This is a genomic window from Variovorax sp. PMC12 (assembly GCF_003019815.1).
GTDB lineage: Bacteria > Pseudomonadota > Gammaproteobacteria > Burkholderiales > Burkholderiaceae_C > Variovorax.
This window is the reverse complement of the sequence record NZ_CP027773.1, coordinates 1169839-1186460: the sequence shown is the minus strand read 5'-3', so window position 1 is coordinate 1186460 and position 16622 is coordinate 1169839. Positions and strand designations below refer to the sequence as shown.

The following is a 16622-nucleotide window of genomic DNA, read 5'->3' as shown; positions in this document are numbered from 1 at the left end:
CTGATGGAACGGGCGGCGTCCTCGTCACACGCCTGACATGGCGTGGTGCCCGGATGTTAGGAACTACCATCGACAATTCATAATATCTATTTTCAATAGAGCGATATAGGACGTATCTATGTCGATAACCATCAAGCAGCTGCAGCACTTCGTGGCTGCCGCGCACACGGGCCAGGTGTCCCGGGCGGCCCAGCGCTGCTATGTGAGCCAGCCGTCGTTGACCACTTCGCTCAAGAACCTCGAGTCCACGCTGAAGGTGCAGCTCTTCACGCGGCACGCGGACGGGCTGCGGCTCACGGTGCAGGGCGAGGGCTTTCTTCGGCACGCGGAGCACATGCTGCACACGCTCGACGCGGCGGTGGAGGAAACGCGCAACTCGGTGTCCTCGGTCGAGGGGCGGGTGCAGATCGCCATTACAGACACGGTGTCCGAATACATGCTGCCGAAGATCATCGGCGCGATGCGCAGGCAACTGCCGCTGGTCGAGTTCGAGCCCGTGGAGCGCAACCGGCTCGAGATCGAGGACGGCCTGCGCAGCGGCGAGTTCGACCTGGCCGTGGTGCTGGTGTCGAACCTCTCTCGCGCATCGGACATCCGGCGCGAGAACCTGCTGAAGTCGCAGCGCCGCCTGTGGACCTCGTTCGACCATCCGCTGGTGGCGCAGAAGTCGGTGCCGCTGCGGGAGATCGCCCAGTTGCCCTTCGTGCTGCTGGACATGGACGAGCACGTGGACACCGTGGGCCGCTACTGGGGCGCGATGAAGCTCGAGCCCAAGGTCGTGTTCCGCACCAAATCGATCGAGGCCGTGCGCAGCCTCGTCGCGCAGAACGTGGGCGTGACCATCCTGTCCGACCTGGTGTTTCGCCCCTGGTCTCACGATGGCGGGCGAATCCGCAGGACGGTGGTGTCGAGCGCGGTGCCCTCGATGGACCTGGGCCTGGCCTACCGGCGCGGAGCCGTTCTTTCCGAGGCCACCTCGGCCTGCGCAAGCACCTTGCGGCTGCTGGCCAAGACCCTGACGAGGGAGTCGCAGCCGCGCATGGACGATGAGCCGCAGTGAATGGACCGACGGGGCCTTCGGCTATCCCGCGGCAATCAGGTCCGAATAGCTGCGCCGGTTGGCGCGGTAGCAGTCGCAGGCCGCGTTCTCCAGCCCCTGGCGGTCGGTGATGGTGATGACGCCGCGGCGGTAGTCGATGAGGCTGCGCGTGTGCAGTGCGGTCGCAGCGTTGGTGATGCCGACGCGCCGCACGCCCAGCATGCGCCCCAGCACCTCGTGCGTGAGCGCCAGGTGCGCCGAATGCGCGCAGTCCTGCGTGGTGAGCAGCCAGCGCGCCAGGCGCTCCTCGATCTGGTGGAACTGATGGCACAGCCCCGAGCGGCCGAATTCGGCCAGCAGCACGCACACGTACCGGTGGAGCACGCGCCTGAGCGGCGTGCTGTCCGCCAGTTCCTGTTCGAACGATTTCGCCGAGAGCCGCCATGCGAGGCCGTCCCCCTGCACCAGGGTGCGCAGCGGCGCGCGCTGCGCGTTCAGCGACAGCTCGTAGCCCAGCACACCCTCGTTGCCCACCATGCCGGTCTGCAGGCCGTCGTGCCCGTCGGCGGTGGACACCAGCGACACGAAGGCGGTGGTGGGGAAGTGAACGTGCCGGATGGCGTCACCCGGTTCATACAGCACTTGCGTGGCCACCAGCTGCACCTGGTCGCAGCGCGCGAGCAGGCGCGCGCGGTCCGAAGGCGGCAAGGCCTGGAGCAGCCGGTTGAGCACGGGGGTCGACGGATCAGATGTCAAGTAGCTGCCTGTCGATGAGAGGAAAGAGCCAGGAGCGCACGCGCTGCGAGGAAAGCGGCGGCCGACGCATTCTTGCCTGCCGGTGCGCCGCTCTCTGTGCGCCGCCGCACCCACGCGCGCGCCCAGGCTCAGATGGCCGGCGGCTGGGGCAGCAGCCGGTCGGTCTCGCGCTTGACCACTTCGTAGCACTCGCACACCTGCCGCTCCAGCCCGCTGCGGTCGAGCACCGTGATGTGGCCGCGCGCGTACTTGATCAGGTTCAGGCGCTGCAGCTTGCCCGCGGCCTCCGTCACGCCTTCGCGGCGCACGCCGAGCATGTTGGCGATGAGCTCCTGCGTCATCACCAGCTCGTTGCCCGGCAGGCGGTCCAGGCTGAGCAGCAACCACCGGCACAGCTGTTGTTCCAGCGAGTGGTGCCGGTTGCATACGGCCGTCTGCGACATCTGCGTGATGAGCGACTGGGTGTAGCGCAGCAGCAGGTGCAGCAGCGGGCCGCCCTTGTCAGTCAGCTCTTTGATGTGGCTCGCGCCCAGGCGAAAGGCACGGCCGGCGCTCTGCACCACCGCGCGGTTGGGCGTGCTGCCCCCGCCCATCAGCAGCGACACCCCCACCATGCCCTCGAAGCCGACCACGGCGATTTCCGCGGACTGCCCGTTCTCCAGCACATACAGCAGCGAGACGATGCAGTCGATCGGAAAGAACACGTGCTGCTGGACCGCGCCCGACTCATAGAGCACCTCGCCCAGGCTCAACTGCACCAGTTCCAGGAAAGGCTTCATCCGGGCCACCACGTCAGGCGGGATGACTTCCAGCAGGCCATTTCGCGCGGTGGCGGCAGGCGGAGAGGACGAACGCGGGAGCAATGCCATGACTGGAGTGGCCTTCTAAAGTTCACATGATTCCGCGGTGCAGTCCCGTGTGTCTGTGCGGTGGCGTACAGAACACCGATTATTCATTTTTGGAGGCCGTTCGGTGCGCTGGCGAACGGTGCAAGTGCTTCTTTATGGTTAGCGTGAATGCCCGCCACTGCTGTCCAGGAGGACTTCGACATGCAAACCACGACCCCCCGGAAGTTCCGGGCCGCCTCGACCGGAAGGCACTGAGCCTGGCCATGGTCAAGAGATTCATGCACACGGCTACGGTGACGCTCAGGCTGCCTTTGGACATCGCCTCGGACGACGAGATGGCGGCGCTGCGCTGCGCCGGTATTCCGGTGGATGCTCTGGGCAATGCGGAGTCCGGCTATCTGTTCGTGCGGCTGGGCAACAGGCGCTGCAACATCTTCCGGTGGTTTGCCGCCGCGTTGGACGCCCAGGCTCCTCAGGCCCGAGGCCGGTCGCAATTCGCCAGGAGCACCGTATATGCATCGTTTTCTTTTCGGCAACCGCGACGAACTGGTCGCCAGGTGCAAATTGAAGGTCGCCCAACGCCACCAGCGTGCGGCAACGGAGCAGCAATTGGCCCACGGTGTGCCGATGTTCCTGGACCAGCTTACGCGAACACTGGCGGCGGAGAGCGATGACAACGAGGCTGCCAGCATCGCCATTTCGGGCCCCTCAGGCGGAGACTCGCGCGCGCTGTCCGAAATAGGGTTGAGCGCCACCGCGCACGGCAAGGCGCTGCTGGACCTCGGCTACACGGTCGACCAGGTGGTTCACGACTACGGCGATCTTTGCCAGGCGATCACCGACCTGGCATTCGAGCGCAACGCGCCTTTTGCCGTGGCCGAGTTTCGTACGCTGAACCGCTGCCTGGACAACGCCATTGCGGATGCCGTCACCGAGTTCAGCTTTCAGCGCGATGCCCAACTGGCTGTACAGCGAACGGCGTTCGAGAAGCAGCGGCTGGGCTTTCTGGTTCACGAACTGCGCAACGCGCTCGGCACCGCCACTCTCGCCGTTCGGGCGCTCGAGCTGGGCAACATGCCGATCGGCGGCGCTACCGGTGCGGTCCTGAAGCGCAGCCTTTCCACGCTCGGCCTGTTGATCGGCAGGGCCACCGCGGAAGTGCGGGCCGAGGGCTCCGACCAGCGCCAGCTTTTCCCTGTGGCGGCGTTCATCGCAGACGTCGAGGTCGCGGCGCGGCTCGACGCCAGCACCGAAGGCAGCGTCTTCGAAGTACGCGCCGTGGACCCCTTGCTCGGGGTTCTGGCCAACCGCGAACTGCTGCACGCGGCCCTGGCCAACCTGCTGCAGAACGCCTTCAAGTTCACGCGACACAACTCGCTGGTCACGCTGAATGCATACGCCTTCGGCGACCACGTGCACATCGACGTGGAAGACCATTGCGGAGGCCTGCCGCCCGGCGGCGTCGCAAAGATGTTCGTGCCTTTCAAGCCCAACGACGACAGCAGGGCCGGCCTGGGCCTCGGGCTGTCGATCGCCCGGCAGAGCATCGAAGCCGACCAGGGCACATTGACGGTGCGCGACGTGCCGGGATCGGAATGCGTCTTCACCATCAGCCTGCCCCGGCACCCGCTTCACTAGCCTTGCCGTGACTGCCATCGGTGGCTGGCGACCGGGCATCCAGCAGATATCGATATAGAAATTCAGCGCAAACGGTGCGCGCCATGCCCGGGAGAATTCGCAGCAATTCTTTCAAGGGCGTCTCCCGCCGCACACCGTGTCCTACTCGCTGTCCCTGCTCGACAAGAGCCTGATCCCTGAAGGCGCGAACGCCGCCCAGGCGTTCCAGCACACCATCGCGCTGGCGCAGAGCGCGGAGCGGCTGGGCTACCGCCGCTACTGGCTCGCCGAGCATCACGGCAACAGGAACTATGCAGGCTCGGCGCCGGAGGTGCTGGCATCGCACCTGCTCGCGAAGACCTCGCTCATCCGCATCGGCACGGGCGGCGTCATGCTTCAGCACTACAGCCCGTTCAAGGTGGCAGAAACCTTCCGCGTGCTGGCCTCGCTGGCGCCCGGCCGCGTGGACCTGGGTATCGGCAAGGCGCCTGGCGGCCTGCCGCTCACGAGCAAGGCGTTGCAGTGGCTGCACGACCCGGTCCGCAGGCACGAAGACTTTGCGGTGCGGCTCAGCGAGCTCGATGCCTTCCTGCACGACGGCGTGGCCAGTGGCCATGCGCTGGCCGGCGCTGTGGCTACGCCCAACCCGCCGCAACTGCCGCAGCGCGTGCTGCTCGGCGGCAGCCCCGAGAGCGCGGTGCTCGCGGCGCAGCTCGGCTGGGAATTCGTCTATGCGGGGCACTTCAACGGCGACCCGGTGAACCTTGCGCAGTCGGTCGAGGCCTACCGCGAGCGCGCCGGCCGTGCGCCGCTGCTAGCGCTCTTCGCCTTTGCGGCCGAGACGCACGAGGAGGCCGCCCGACTGGTGGGCGCGCTGCGCAGCTTTCGCGTGCACCTGCCCACGGGCCAGACCGTCAACCTGCCCAGCCTCGAGGCCGCAGCGGAGTTCGCGCGGCAGGCCGGCGTGAGCGACTACCGCACCGAGGAGCGCCGCCCGCATGTGATTGCCGGCACCGGCGAAGAGGTGCGCGATGCGCTCGATGCATTGAGCGAGCGCTTCGGCATCGAGGAGTTCGTCATCGACATTCCCGTCGCCGATTTCGCGGCCCGCCACGCCTCGGTCGAGCTGCTGGCCAGGGCGCGCGAGACGGTGCCGGCCTGAGCCTTTTCCTCCATCAAACAACAAGAGCGATCGTCATGAGCAACATCAAGTTCGGCGTCATGCTGCAAGGGGCCGGCAGCCACATGAACTCCTGGAAGCATCCGGGCGGGCCGGCCGATGCCAGCGTCAACCTCGGCTTCTTCGTGCGCACCGCGCAGAAGGCGGAGGCGGCGGGCATCGCCTTCGCCTTCGTGGCGGACGGGCTCTACATCAACGAGAAATCGATCCCGCATTTCCTGAACCGCTTCGAGCCGATCTCGATTCTTTCGGCGCTCGCGGCCGTGACCTCGAAGATCGGTCTCGCGGGCACCGTCTCCAGTTCTTACAGCGACCCGTTCACCGTGGCGCGCCAGTTCGCTTCGCTCGACCTCATCAGCGGCGGCCGCGCGGGCTGGAACGTGGTGACCACGCCGCTGGAAGGCAGCGCCAGGAACTACAGCCGCGCGCACCCGGAGCACGCGCAGCGCTACGAGATCGCGGACGAATACCTGGCCGTGACGCAGGGTCTGTGGGACAGCTGGGACGACGACGCCTTCGTGCGCAACCGCGAGACCGGCCAGTTCTTCGACCGCGAGAAGCTGCACACGCTGGACCACAAGGGCCGCTTCTTCGAAGTGGCGGGGCCGCTGAACATCCAGCGCTCGGCGCAGGGGCAGCCGGTGATCTTCCAGGCCGGTTCGTCGGACGCGGGCGTCGGCCTCGCGGGCAAATACGCAGACGCGGTGTTCACCCACTCGCCCTCGCTTGACGAAACGCGCAACTTCCTGCGGGAGGTAAAGGCCAGCGCGGTGGCGCAAGGCCGGCAGGTCGACGACGTGAAGATCTACCCCGGCATCGGCCCGGTGGTCGCGGCCACCGAGGAAGAAGCCGAGGCCAAGTACCGGCTGATCCGCGAGCTGCTGACCATCGACGAAGCGCTGGCCTACCTGGGCCGCTTCTTCGACCACCACGACTTCAGCCAGTACGCGCTGGACGCGCCGTTCCCCGAACTCGGCGAGATCGGGCGCAACAGCTTCCGCTCGACCACCGACCGCATCAAGGCCAACGCGAAAGCCAAGGGCCTGACCCTGCGCGAAGTGGCGCTGGAAGTGGCAACGCCGCGCACGCAGTTCGTGGGCAGCGGCGAGCGCATTGCCGACGAGATCATCCGCTGGGTGGACGAGGGCGCGGCCGACGGCTTCATCCTCGGCTTTCCGGTGTTGGGGCAGGGGCTGGACGACTTCATCGAGTTCGTGATCCCGGCGCTGGAGGCGCGCGGGCGCTACCAGCGCGAACTGCCGGGCCAGACGCTGCGCGACCACCTGGGACTTCCGCGCAAGGCGAGCCGCTACGAGGCGCAGCAAGGCACGCCGGCAGTACGGAAGGCTGCCTGATGAGCGAACAGTTTCTCTGCACCACGCCGCTCGACCCGCGCGCAAAGCCGCTGATCGAAGGCCTGGCCTTCGAGTACGACAGCCGCTACGGCGACGTACTGCGCGAGCCGGGTGCCCCGCGCGAGATGGACCGCTATCCGCCAGAACTGTTTGCACCATCGCATGGTGGCAACTTCGTGCTGCTGCTGCGCGACGGCGTTGCCATCGGCGGCGGCGCATTCATGCGTCACGACGAGCGCACCGCCGAGCTGAAGCGCGTGTGGACCGACAGCGCGTTGCGCCGCCAGGGCCTGGCGAGCAAGGTGCTCGCGGAGCTGGAGGCGCAGGTGCTGCGGCAGGGCTACGAGCGCATCTATCTGACGACCGGCTTTCGCCAGCCCGAGGCCGTGGGCCTGTACCTGGGCCACGGCTACACCGCATTGTTCGAACCGCCGGACGATCCGGAGACGCCGCGCAAGCTGCCGTTCGAGAAGCATCTCGACGTGGGCGCCTCACGGGTTCTTGCCAACACGCGCGTCACGGCAACAGCAGAGGCGGCGCGGCGATGAACACGACCGTTCTAGACACCGCATCGGCCCACGCGCCGCAACCGCAGCGCGTCGCACCCGTAGCCCCGACGCCGGCACCGGCCAACGGCGACTACTCGCATTTCCGCGTCGTGCCGGCCCGCTACCCGGCGCGCACCGCCGGCACCGTCTTCGCGCTGCTGGTCATCGGCATCGTGCTGCATTCGACACTCACCAACCCGCGCTGGGGCTGGGGCGTTTTCGCCGAGTGGTTCTTCGCCGAACCGGTGCTGCAAGGGCTCGGCCGCACGCTGATGCTCACGGCGCTGGGCGCGCTCTTAGGTTTCTTCTTCGGTACCGCGCTGGCGCTGGCGCGGGTGTCCCGCTCGCCGCTGCTGTCGCGGCTGTCGTGGGTGTTCACCTGGATCTTCCGCTCGGTGCCGGTGATCGTGCTGCTGCTGATCATCAACAACCTGGGCTACCTGTACGAGACGGTGACGCTGGGCATACCGGGCACCGACGTCACCTTCTTCTCGTATCCGACCACGCAGCTCATCAGCCCCTTCGTGGCGGCGCTGCTCGGCCTCACGCTGAACCAGGCGGCTTTCGCGTCGGAGATCGTTCGGGGCGGCATCCTGTCCGTGGAGCAGGGGCAACTGGAGGCGGCGGCGGCGCTGGGGCTGTCGCGCCGGCGGCAGTCGTTCCGCATCGTGTTGCCGCAGGCGATGCGCACCATCCTGCCGACGGCTTTCAACGACATCATCGGGCTGGCCAAGGGCACGTCGAACCTCTACATCCTGGCGCTGCCCGAGCTGTTCTACACGATCCAGATCATCTACCGGCGCAACCTGGAAGTGATTCCGCTGCTGATGGTGGCGACGGTGTGGTACCTCATCATCCTCACGGTGCTGTCGGTGGCGCAGCACTATATCGAGCGGCATTTCGCGCGCGGCGCGCTGCGAAATCCGCCGGCTTCCCGGCTGGGCGGAGTGCTGCGCGGGCTGCGGCGCACGAAGGCACCGCAGGCGGCTCCCGGGGTCGAAGCGCCTCCAGCAAAGGCCGCGGAGCAGGTGCCGCGCTGGACCGACCCGCTCGCGCGGGGCGGCGAGGTGACGATCCACGGCGTTTCCAAGAGCTTCGGCGCGCTCAAGGTGCTCGACGACGTGACGCTCACCGTGGGCAAAGGCAGCGTGACGGTGATCCTCGGGCAATCGGGCTCGGGCAAGTCGACGCTGCTGCGCGCCATCAACCACCTGGAGCGCGTGGACGACGGCTTCATCGCCATCGACGGCGAGCTCATCGGCTACCGCCGCGACGCGGACACGCTCTACGAGCTGCACGAGAAAGAGATTCTCAAGCGCCGTGTCGACGTGGGCATGGTGTTCCAGAGCTTCAACCTGTTCCCGCATCTCACGGTGCTGGAGAACATCGTCGAGGCGCCGGTGTCGGTGCGCGGCCTCTCGCGGGCCGAGGCCGAGGCACTGGCCTCCGAGTTGCTGGTGCGCGTCGGGTTGGGCGACAAGACGCACGCCTATCCGCGCCAGCTGTCCGGCGGCCAGCAGCAGCGCGTGGCCATCGCGCGGGCGCTGGCGCTCAAGCCCAAGGTGCTGCTGTTCGACGAGCCCACCTCGGCGCTCGACCCCGAGCTGGTGGGCGAGGTGCTGGCCGTCATCAAGGAGCTGGCGCTCTCGGGCACCACGCTGGTCATCGTGACGCACGAGATCGGCTTTGCCCGCGAGGTGGCCGACAACATCGTCTTCATGGAGCGCGGCCGCATCCTGGAAACCGGCACGCCCGACAAGGTGTTCAACGCGCCGGAACATCCGCGCACGGCCGAGTTCCTGGCCAAGGTTCTCTGATTCCTTTCTTTTCTTTCTTTCCTTTCTCACTGCATCGCACTTCATGACCCACCGACGAAACATCCTGTCCGCTCTGCTCGCTGCGCTGCTGGTCCCGCTGGCCGTCTCCGCGCAACCGGCGCCCGACCTGAGCCCGGAGCAGGCAGGCCGGCCGCGCGCGCAAAAGATCGAGCAGGTCGTCGCGCTGGCCAAGGACTTCAAGTTCCTGAAGGAGGGCGTGCTCGTCGTCGGCACGACCACGGGCCGCCTGCCGTTCGCGGCCTATGCGACCGACACCAAGACCCCGGTGGGTAACGCGCCCGACATCGCGCAGCTGGTGGCCGACAGCCTCGGGCGCAAGCTGGAGCTGGTGTCCACCGCATGGGCCGACTGGCCGCTGGGACTGCAGTCGGGCAAGTTCGACGTGGTGGTGTCGAACGTGACCGTGACCGAGGAGCGCAAGGAGAAGTTCGACTTCTCGACCTACCGCAACGACCAGATCGGCGTGTACGTGAAGTCCGACAGCAAGCTGGGCGCCATCAAGGAGCCGAAGGACATCGCGGGGCTGAAGGTGATCGTGGCCGCCAGCACCAACCAGGAGCAGATCCTGTTGCGCTGGAACAAGCAGAACCTGGCGGCCGGGCTGAAGCCGGTCGACATCCAGTACTACGACGACGATGTGGTGCAGCGCCTGGCGCTGCAATCCGGCCGGGCGGATGCCTACGTTGGGCCGAACGCCATTGCGGCCTACGAGGCGCGCGACGGCAAGACGCGGCTGGCTGGCGTGTTCTCCGGCGGCTGGCCGCTGAACGCCGAAATCGCCGTCACCTCGCGCAAGGGCTCCGGCATTGCCGAGGCGATCACCGTGGCGCTCAACGCGCAGATCAAGAACGGCAACTACGCCAAGGCGCTCACGCGCTGGAGCCTGGAATCCGAGGCCATTCAGGCCTCGCGCACCAACCCGCCCGGACTGCCGAAGAACTGATGACCATGAATTTCAAGAACATCGCCCGTGGCCTTGTCGCGCTGAGCGCATTCACGCTGGCAACTGACATGGCGCACGCCGCCGAAAAGTTCGACTTCAGCGCGGAGCAGAGTGCCCGTCCGCGCGCCGCCAGGGACGCCGAGGCCGTCCGTGCCATTCCACCGAACTACAAGTTCGTGAAGGAGGGCGTGCTGACCGTTGCCATTGCGCCGTTCGCGCCGCCCATCTCGACCTACGCGAGCGACGCAAAGACCGTGGTCGGCTTCGACCCCGACTTCGCCTTGCTCATCGCCGACGCGCTGGGCCTGAAGCTCGACCTGCAGCCCATCGCCTGGGCCGACTGGCCTCTGGGCCTGAGTTCGGGCAAGTACGACGCGGTGATCTCCAACGTGGGCGTGACAGAGCAGCGCAAGGAGAAGTTCGACTTCTCCACCTACCGGCTGGGCCTGCACGGGTTCTACGTGAAGGCCGACAGCCCGATCAAGTCGATCAAGGAGCCGAAGGACATCGCGGGCCTGAAGATCACGACCGGCGCGGGCACCAACCAGGAACGCATCCTGCTGGAGTGGAACAAGCGCAACCTCGCGGCCGGCCTGAAAGCCGCCGAGCTGCAGTATTACGACGACGATGTATCGCGCACGCTGGCGGTAGTCACCAGGCGGGTCGACGCCAATTTCAACCCGAACGCGCCGCAAGCCTACGAGGCCGCGAAGAACGGGCAGATCCGGCTGGTCGGCACGGTGAACGCGGGCTGGCCGCTGAAGTCCGACGTGGCCATTGCCACGCGCAAGGGCAGCGGCCTGGCCGTGGCGCTGACCGCGGCCGCCAACGGGCTGATCCGCAACGGCTTGTACGAGAAGGCGCTCGCGCGCTGGAGCCTCGCGGAAGAGGCCCTGCCCAAGTCCGAGACCAACCCGCCCGGCCTGCCGAAGTTCGCACCGTGAGCATCCGGCACCTTGGCTTCCTGACGCCCGGCAACTTTGCCGAGGGCGATGCATACGCCGGCTTCGAGGCCGCGCTGAAGCTGTTCGAGTTCGGCGAGAAGCTGGGCTTCGACGGTGCCTGGGTACGGCAGCGGCACCTGGAGCGCGGCGTGTCTTCGGCCGCGACTTTCCTGGCCGCGGCGACGCAGCGCACCCGCCGCATCGAGCTGGGCGCGGCGGTGATCCAGATGGGCTACGAAAACCCGTTCCGGCTCGCGGAAGACCTGGCCACGGTCGACGTGCTTTCGCGCGGCCGGCTGCAGGTGGGCCTGAGCGCGGGTGCGCCTCTGCATGGCGCGTTGCTGGGCAACCGCTTCTACGACGCGGCGCCGAACATCGTCGACTTCACGCACAAGCGGGTCGGGCGGCTCAAGGCCAACCTGGAAGATGCATGGCTGGGCGACGAGGAGACCTTCGTCGAATCGGCAGGCGGTCGCGTGCGCCCGCGGGTGCAGCCACATGCGCCGGGCCTGGTCGACCGGCTCTGGTACGGCGGCGGCTCCCTGCGCTCGGTGGAGTGGGCGGGGCGCAACGGCTTCAACCTGCTGCTGGGCAATGTGCTCTCGGGCGAGACCACCAGCGACTTCCTGAATGCCCAGCTGGGCCTGGTCGAGCGCTACCGCCAGAGCGAGACGGACACCCGCCGGGGCCGCATCGCGCTGGGCCGCGTGATCGTTCCCCTGGACGGCGCCGATGCCGCCACGCGCAAGCGCTACCGCGCGTTCGCGGCCGGCCGCGTGGAGCGCACGCTGGAACCGCAGGGCGAGCGCCGCACGCTGTTCGCTACCGACCTCGTGGGTACCGCCGACGAGATCCTGGAGCGCCTGCGCAAAGACCCGGTGCTGCCGCACGTGCACGAATTGCGGGTGGAGCTGCCCTACAACTTTTCGGGCGACGAGTACGAACAGATATTGAGCGACCTGTCGCGGCGCATCGCGCCCGAACTCGGCTGGCGCGCGCTTTGAAGCAAGGGAAGAGGGGGAGAGGAAGAGTGGAAATGAGTTCGAGGTGAGTCGGAGCCGGGCTGTGCTTCCTGCAACCCGGTGGGCGACTTTTGGGCGGGCTCGCGAGGCCCGCTTTTTTTTTGCCGCACGCGGCCGAGAGCACCGCGGATTCGTTCTTAGAATCGCTGCCGGAGAGCGGTGGTGTAGCGGAAGCACATCCTCCTTGCAGGAGGGGAGCGCTGGTTCAAATCCAGCTCGTTTTCCCCACGCGGATTCGGCGTGGATACGGTCGATGCGCATCCGGGGAGTGATTTTTGATCGATGGTCTGCCAGACGTGGGCTTCACGGACGAAGAGCTGGCGATTGCCTTGCGGGTGTTGCAAGCAGTCTCGGACGATCCCTCCAGCATGGACGACCATCCGCGCTTCAAGACACTGGTTGCCAAGATCCAGAGACAGTCCAAGCGCGTCAAGCGACAGGCGCTTCAGGCGACGGCCGCCGCGCAATTGCAGGATGCACGCCTGCGGACCGGCCTGGTGCGCGCACAGGAGGGAGCGACCGCACTGCCGGATTCTTCCGCTTCTTCCAACGCGAGCGGAGCGCTGTTGCGGCTGCAGCGCTGCTATGTCTGCAAGCAGCCCTACGGCGAACTGCATCACTTCTATCACTTGCTGTGCCCCGGCTGCTCGGAGAAGAACTGGGCCAAGCGAGCCCAACGTGCAGATCTGCGAGGGCGCGTTGCGTTGGTGACGGGCGGGCGGGTGAAGATCGGTTTTCAGACCGCATTGCGCCTGCTCCGCGATGGCGCCGACGTCGTCGTCACCACCCGCTTCCCGAAGGATGCACTTCAGCGATTCCTCGCGATGCCCGATGCCGACACGTGGCGCAGCCGGCTTGCGCTGGAGGCCCTGGACCTGCGCAACATCCCGTCGGTGGAAGCTTTTGCCGACGAGCTGTGCCGGCGTTTGCCGCACCTCGACATCCTCGTCAACAACGCGGCCCAGACCATCAAGCGTCCTCGCGAGTTCTATGCGGCGCTCATGGCTGCCGAGCCGACGCCATGGCTGCTGGAGGCCAAGGGCAACTACCAGGGGCAGCTGCCGGGCTATGGCGAGTACTTCGCGCCGCAGGAGCTGGACAGCGACGGTCAGGCGCTCGACAAGCGGCCGGAAAATTCCTGGTCTCAGCGGCTGCACGAAGTGTCCACGCTGGAACTGCTGGAAGTGCAGCTCGTGAACGCCGTGAGCCCTTTCCTGCTGACAAGCCGGCTCAGGCCGGCGTTGCTGCGTTCTGCATATCCCCGCCGTTTCGTGGTGCAGGCCTCGGCGATGGAGGGGCAGTTCAACCGCATCGACAAGACGGAGTTTCATCCGCACACCAACATGGCCAAGGCTGGGCTGAACATGCTGGTGCGCACCAGCGCCCAGGAGTGGGCCCGCGACGGCATCTACATGAACGCCGTCGATACCGGCTGGGTGACGGACGAGAAGCCTTACCCGCGGGCCATGCACGCGCGCGAGGCGCGGCATTTCTATACGCCGCTGGATGTTGTCGACGGCATGGCCCGACTGTTCGACCCGATCGCTCGCGGTATCAACGAGCCGGACACTCCGCTGTTCGGGCATTTCCTCAAGGACTACGAACCCTATGCCTGGTGATCTGCGGATGGACGAGAGCCCGGTGCATTGCCCAGTTCATCGCGTTGCGATCACGCCATGCGAGGTGCGGGAGCTGACGCCCCTGCTCGATCACCTGAGTGCCGACAGTGCCGTGCAGGGCAGCCGGCGCTTTCCGCGCGGAACCATGCTGGACGACGGCCGGCTGGATCTGTGCAAGCAGAGCCTGGGCACGGACAACTGCCTGCAGCTGGTCGCGGCGCTTCGGCACAACACCCGGGTGCGCAGCCTCATGCTGGGCACTGACGCCATTGGCGATGCAGGTGCGGGGGCGGTCGCCAGGTTGGCGGCCGCAAATGCGCACCTCAAGGTGCTTTACCTGGGCTGCAACAACATCGGCCCCGAGGGCGCGGGCGAGCTGGCGGTTGCGGTGGCGCAGGCACCGCAGGTCACAGGCCTCTGGCTCAAGCGCAACCCGCTGGGGGCGGAAGGGGCGCAGAGCATCGCGCGCATGCTGCGTGGCAACCGAAATCTTCGAGTGCTCGATCTGGTCAACACCGATCTTCGCGGCGCGGGTGTGCGCGCGGTGGTCGACGCACTGTGCGCGGGCGGCAACGGCCTGCGAAGCCTGTACTTGAGTGGCAACGGGCTTGGGCCTGCGGTGGCAGCGGACCTTGCGCGGCTGTTGCGCGAGGCGCCGCAGATCGAAGAACTGTACGCAAGCGCGAATCACCTTGGCGACGCAGGCGCGATCGAACTGGCGCAAGCCCTACGTGAGAACAGCACCTTGCAAACGCTCGAACTCGCGAGCAACGGTATCGGGAGCCATGGGGCCAGGGCACTCTTCGAGGCGGCCCGGGGTTCGAGCCTGCTTTCCCTCAATCTTGGCCATGCGGCTTCGGCCAAAGCACTCGGCGCATCCGCCAACCAGATGGGCGATGAGGGCGCAGCTTGCGCGGCCAGGCTGATCGGGGCTTCGCCCGTATTGCGCAAGCTGGATCTCATGCGCAACGGCATCACCGAGTGTGGCCAATCGGTGTTGATGGAAGCTGCATTGCACAGCCGGTGGCTTGGCCGCCTGATCGTGGAAGGCAGCCAGCCGGAAGCACTGGTGCAGCACCTGGCACTGAACAGGGCTGCCCACGGGGACGACGTGCCGACGGATCGAGCCCTGATCAAGAGCGTCTATCGCTGACCAGATGCGCCCAGCAGGTAGTCCGTGACCTCTTCCGAAAACCGATAGCGCTGCGCACCGATCAGCACGCTGTCAGTGCCCGCAGGGTCCGGCCTTGCCGCGGGCAGGCCGTGCGCGACCAGCGCTTCGGCGCAGCCGACCCAGTCGCCGCCTTCGACCGGCTCATTGACCGAGGCCCATGACAGCGAACCGCAGGCGTTGTCGTCGAAGCCGTGCCGTTCTTCCCAGCTGGCGCCGTGTTCGAGCAGGAAACGGGCGAGGGCTGCGTTGCCGCGAAACACGGCGTGGTTGAGCGCCGAGCCGTCCCAGTCGCCGGCGCGCACGGCGACGGGCCAGCCGAGTTCGACCATGAGCTTCACCGCATCGTCGCAGCCTCCCTGGGCCGTGAGCTCGGGCAGCAGCCGCAGCTGGGGTTGCGACAGCATTTCCATGAGCTTCGGGTTGCTGTCCAGCATCTGCCGTGCGGCCGCTCCGTCGGCCCGTGCGCAGGCCGCGACGAAGGCTTCGGTTTCGGGCAGCGCCGATCCGCCGCCGGCCTGCTGCAGCAGCCGCGCAACCTCCGTCAGCCCGAAGCGCAGGGCGACGGTGCAGGCGCTGGTGCCGTCCGGCGTAGTGACTGAAGGATTTGCGCCCGCGGCCAGCAAGGCCGCGATGTGCGCAGGAGAGCGCCGGCGCCGGATGGCCCACAGCAGCGGCGTGCCCCATTCGGACGTGGGCGAACTCCCGGCGGGTTCGTTGGCGTCGCCGCCGTGCGAGAGCAGCAGGCGCAGTGACTCGAGCGCATCGAGGTCGAGCACGCGATACAGCGCGTTCGTGCCGGTGACGCGCGCCCCGGCCTTCAGCAGAAGCTCGACGCAGGCCGCGTTCTCCAGCGAGTGGTAGAGCGATTCGTTGTCGTTCGGATCGGCGCCGGCCTGCAGCAGCAGCCGGGTGAGTTCGGCATCGCGGTTCTGGCCGGCGGCGCCGTAGAGCGCGGAAAGGCGCTCGCTCTCGTCCGGTGCCTCGAGCGTTGCCGGCGGCCAGCGGTTGCCGACCGACTGGTTGGCATCGGCGCCGGCCTCGAGCAGGTGCCGGGCGCAGGCCAGCAGGCCGTCGCGACAAGCCGGCAGTGTCAGCAGGCTGGAATGCGCGACCGCGACGAGCGGCGGCAGCTTGAGCGGTCCGCCCGGCCGGTGAATCCAGCCCGGGTCTTGCGCCGTCGCGCGGCGCACAACGGCTTCATCGCCGATGGCGCATGCGAGGTAGGGGGCGTCGCCCAGCAGGCCCGGGCTTTCTTCCAGCAGGCGAATGGCGACTACAGGCCTCGCGCGGTCCGCGCCGCCGGCGATGTCGCCCGCGTACACGCAGCGCAACCAATGCAGCACCGTCTTCGCGGGATCGTCCGCCTGTGCCCTGCGCGCGAGCACGAAGCCCTGCAGGTCGGCCCAGGAGGAAAAACCGTATTCGCGCGCAACGCACGACTGCGCGTCATGCAGCCGCAGGCCGAGCGAGGCGATCGCGGCATCGCTCTTGCCGGCGGCAGCCGGCAGTGCGTCGCGGAATCGAGTGGTGGCGCCGGGGTCGTCGGCCCGGTACAGAGCAAGCAGTTCCTTGGCTTGCTTCTTCAGGTGGCCCAGGTCGGGCCGTGCGGGAATGCGCTTCATGAAAACCTCCGTGCATCGGACGCCGAGGACCCGTAATTCCGGCTGCACAAAAGGCTGATGAATGAATCAGCAACACATGGAGGCAAGTGGGTTCAACCCTTCCCGCGGGCCCGGGCG

At 67.2% G+C, this 16622-nt stretch carries 14 protein-coding genes and 1 tRNA gene; 12 read left to right on the top strand and 3 right to left on the bottom strand.

What is annotated here, in order from left to right; translation table 11 throughout:
- Positions 1-118: 118 nt before the first annotated feature.
- A complete protein-coding gene (locus tag C4F17_RS05405) occupies positions 119-1060 on the top strand; it encodes a LysR family transcriptional regulator (protein WP_081271585.1) in 942 nt (313 codons plus the stop codon).
- A gap of 21 nt (positions 1061-1081) precedes the next feature.
- Here C4F17_RS05405 and C4F17_RS05400 read toward each other — a convergent pair whose 3' ends face one another.
- Together C4F17_RS05400 and C4F17_RS05395 are read right to left on the bottom strand one after the other, a co-directional pair.
- Positions 1082-1795: a Crp/Fnr family transcriptional regulator gene (locus C4F17_RS05400; protein ID WP_106934549.1), complete on the bottom strand. Its 714-nt coding sequence runs from the start codon at positions 1793-1795 to the stop codon at positions 1082-1084.
- Positions 1796-1923: 128 nt separating this feature from the next.
- Entirely contained in the window at positions 1924-2664 is a 741-nt protein-coding gene (locus tag C4F17_RS05395) for a Crp/Fnr family transcriptional regulator (RefSeq protein ID WP_106934548.1), read from the bottom strand.
- Between the two features lie 492 nt (positions 2665-3156).
- Between C4F17_RS05395 and C4F17_RS05385 the strand changes: the two genes are divergently transcribed.
- The 11 genes from C4F17_RS05385 (at position 3157) to C4F17_RS05335 (ending at position 14862) form a co-directional block, all read left to right on the top strand.
- Complete coding sequence (locus tag C4F17_RS05385; RefSeq protein ID WP_106934547.1) at positions 3157-4281, top strand: sensor histidine kinase; 1125 nt, start codon at positions 3157-3159, stop codon at positions 4279-4281.
- A gap of 136 nt (positions 4282-4417) precedes the next feature.
- On the top strand, positions 4418-5422 hold the full coding sequence (locus C4F17_RS05380; protein ID WP_106934546.1) for an LLM class flavin-dependent oxidoreductase: 1005 nt from the start codon (positions 4418-4420) through the stop codon (positions 5420-5422).
- A 35-nt stretch (positions 5423-5457) separates the two neighbouring features.
- Positions 5458-6795: an LLM class flavin-dependent oxidoreductase gene (locus C4F17_RS05375; protein WP_106934545.1), complete on the top strand. Its 1338-nt coding sequence runs from the start codon at positions 5458-5460 to the stop codon at positions 6793-6795.
- Positions 6795-7343, top strand: coding sequence for a GNAT family N-acetyltransferase (locus tag C4F17_RS05370; protein ID WP_106934544.1), 549 nt, complete (start codon positions 6795-6797; stop codon positions 7341-7343). Before C4F17_RS05375 ends, C4F17_RS05370 begins: the two co-directional genes overlap by 1 nt.
- Complete coding sequence (locus C4F17_RS33705) at positions 7340-9160, top strand: amino acid ABC transporter permease/ATP-binding protein (RefSeq protein WP_106934543.1); 1821 nt, start codon at positions 7340-7342, stop codon at positions 9158-9160. The genes C4F17_RS05370 and C4F17_RS33705 overlap by 4 nt, the downstream gene beginning before the upstream one ends.
- Positions 9161-9203: 43 nt before the next feature.
- Positions 9204-10124, top strand: coding sequence for an ABC transporter substrate-binding protein (locus tag C4F17_RS05360; RefSeq protein ID WP_106934542.1), 921 nt, complete (start codon positions 9204-9206; stop codon positions 10122-10124).
- The gene (locus C4F17_RS05355) at positions 10124-11068 is read left to right on the top strand and encodes an ABC transporter substrate-binding protein (protein WP_106934541.1); all 945 of its coding nucleotides are present in this window, start codon (positions 10124-10126) and stop codon (positions 11066-11068) included. Before C4F17_RS05360 ends, C4F17_RS05355 begins: the two co-directional genes overlap by 1 nt.
- Complete coding sequence (locus C4F17_RS05350; protein ID WP_106934540.1) at positions 11065-12072, top strand: LLM class flavin-dependent oxidoreductase; 1008 nt, start codon at positions 11065-11067, stop codon at positions 12070-12072. The genes C4F17_RS05355 and C4F17_RS05350 overlap by 4 nt, the downstream gene beginning before the upstream one ends.
- 170 nt (positions 12073-12242) lie before the next feature.
- Positions 12243-12318 (top strand) — tRNA-Ala (locus C4F17_RS05345).
- Positions 12319-12386: 68 nt separating this feature from the next.
- Positions 12387-13709, top strand: a complete 1323-nt coding sequence (locus C4F17_RS05340; protein WP_199851916.1) for an SDR family NAD(P)-dependent oxidoreductase — start codon at positions 12387-12389, stop codon at positions 13707-13709.
- A gap of 7 nt (positions 13710-13716) precedes the next feature.
- Complete coding sequence (locus tag C4F17_RS05335; protein ID WP_159053604.1) at positions 13717-14862, top strand: ribonuclease inhibitor; 1146 nt, start codon at positions 13717-13719, stop codon at positions 14860-14862.
- Here C4F17_RS05335 and C4F17_RS05330 read toward each other — a convergent pair.
- On the bottom strand, positions 14853-16505 hold the full coding sequence (locus tag C4F17_RS05330) for an ankyrin repeat domain-containing protein (RefSeq protein WP_106934538.1): 1653 nt from the start codon (positions 16503-16505) through the stop codon (positions 14853-14855). The two genes, C4F17_RS05335 and C4F17_RS05330, sit on opposite strands and share 10 nt — an antisense overlap.
- Positions 16506-16622 lie beyond the last annotated feature (117 nt).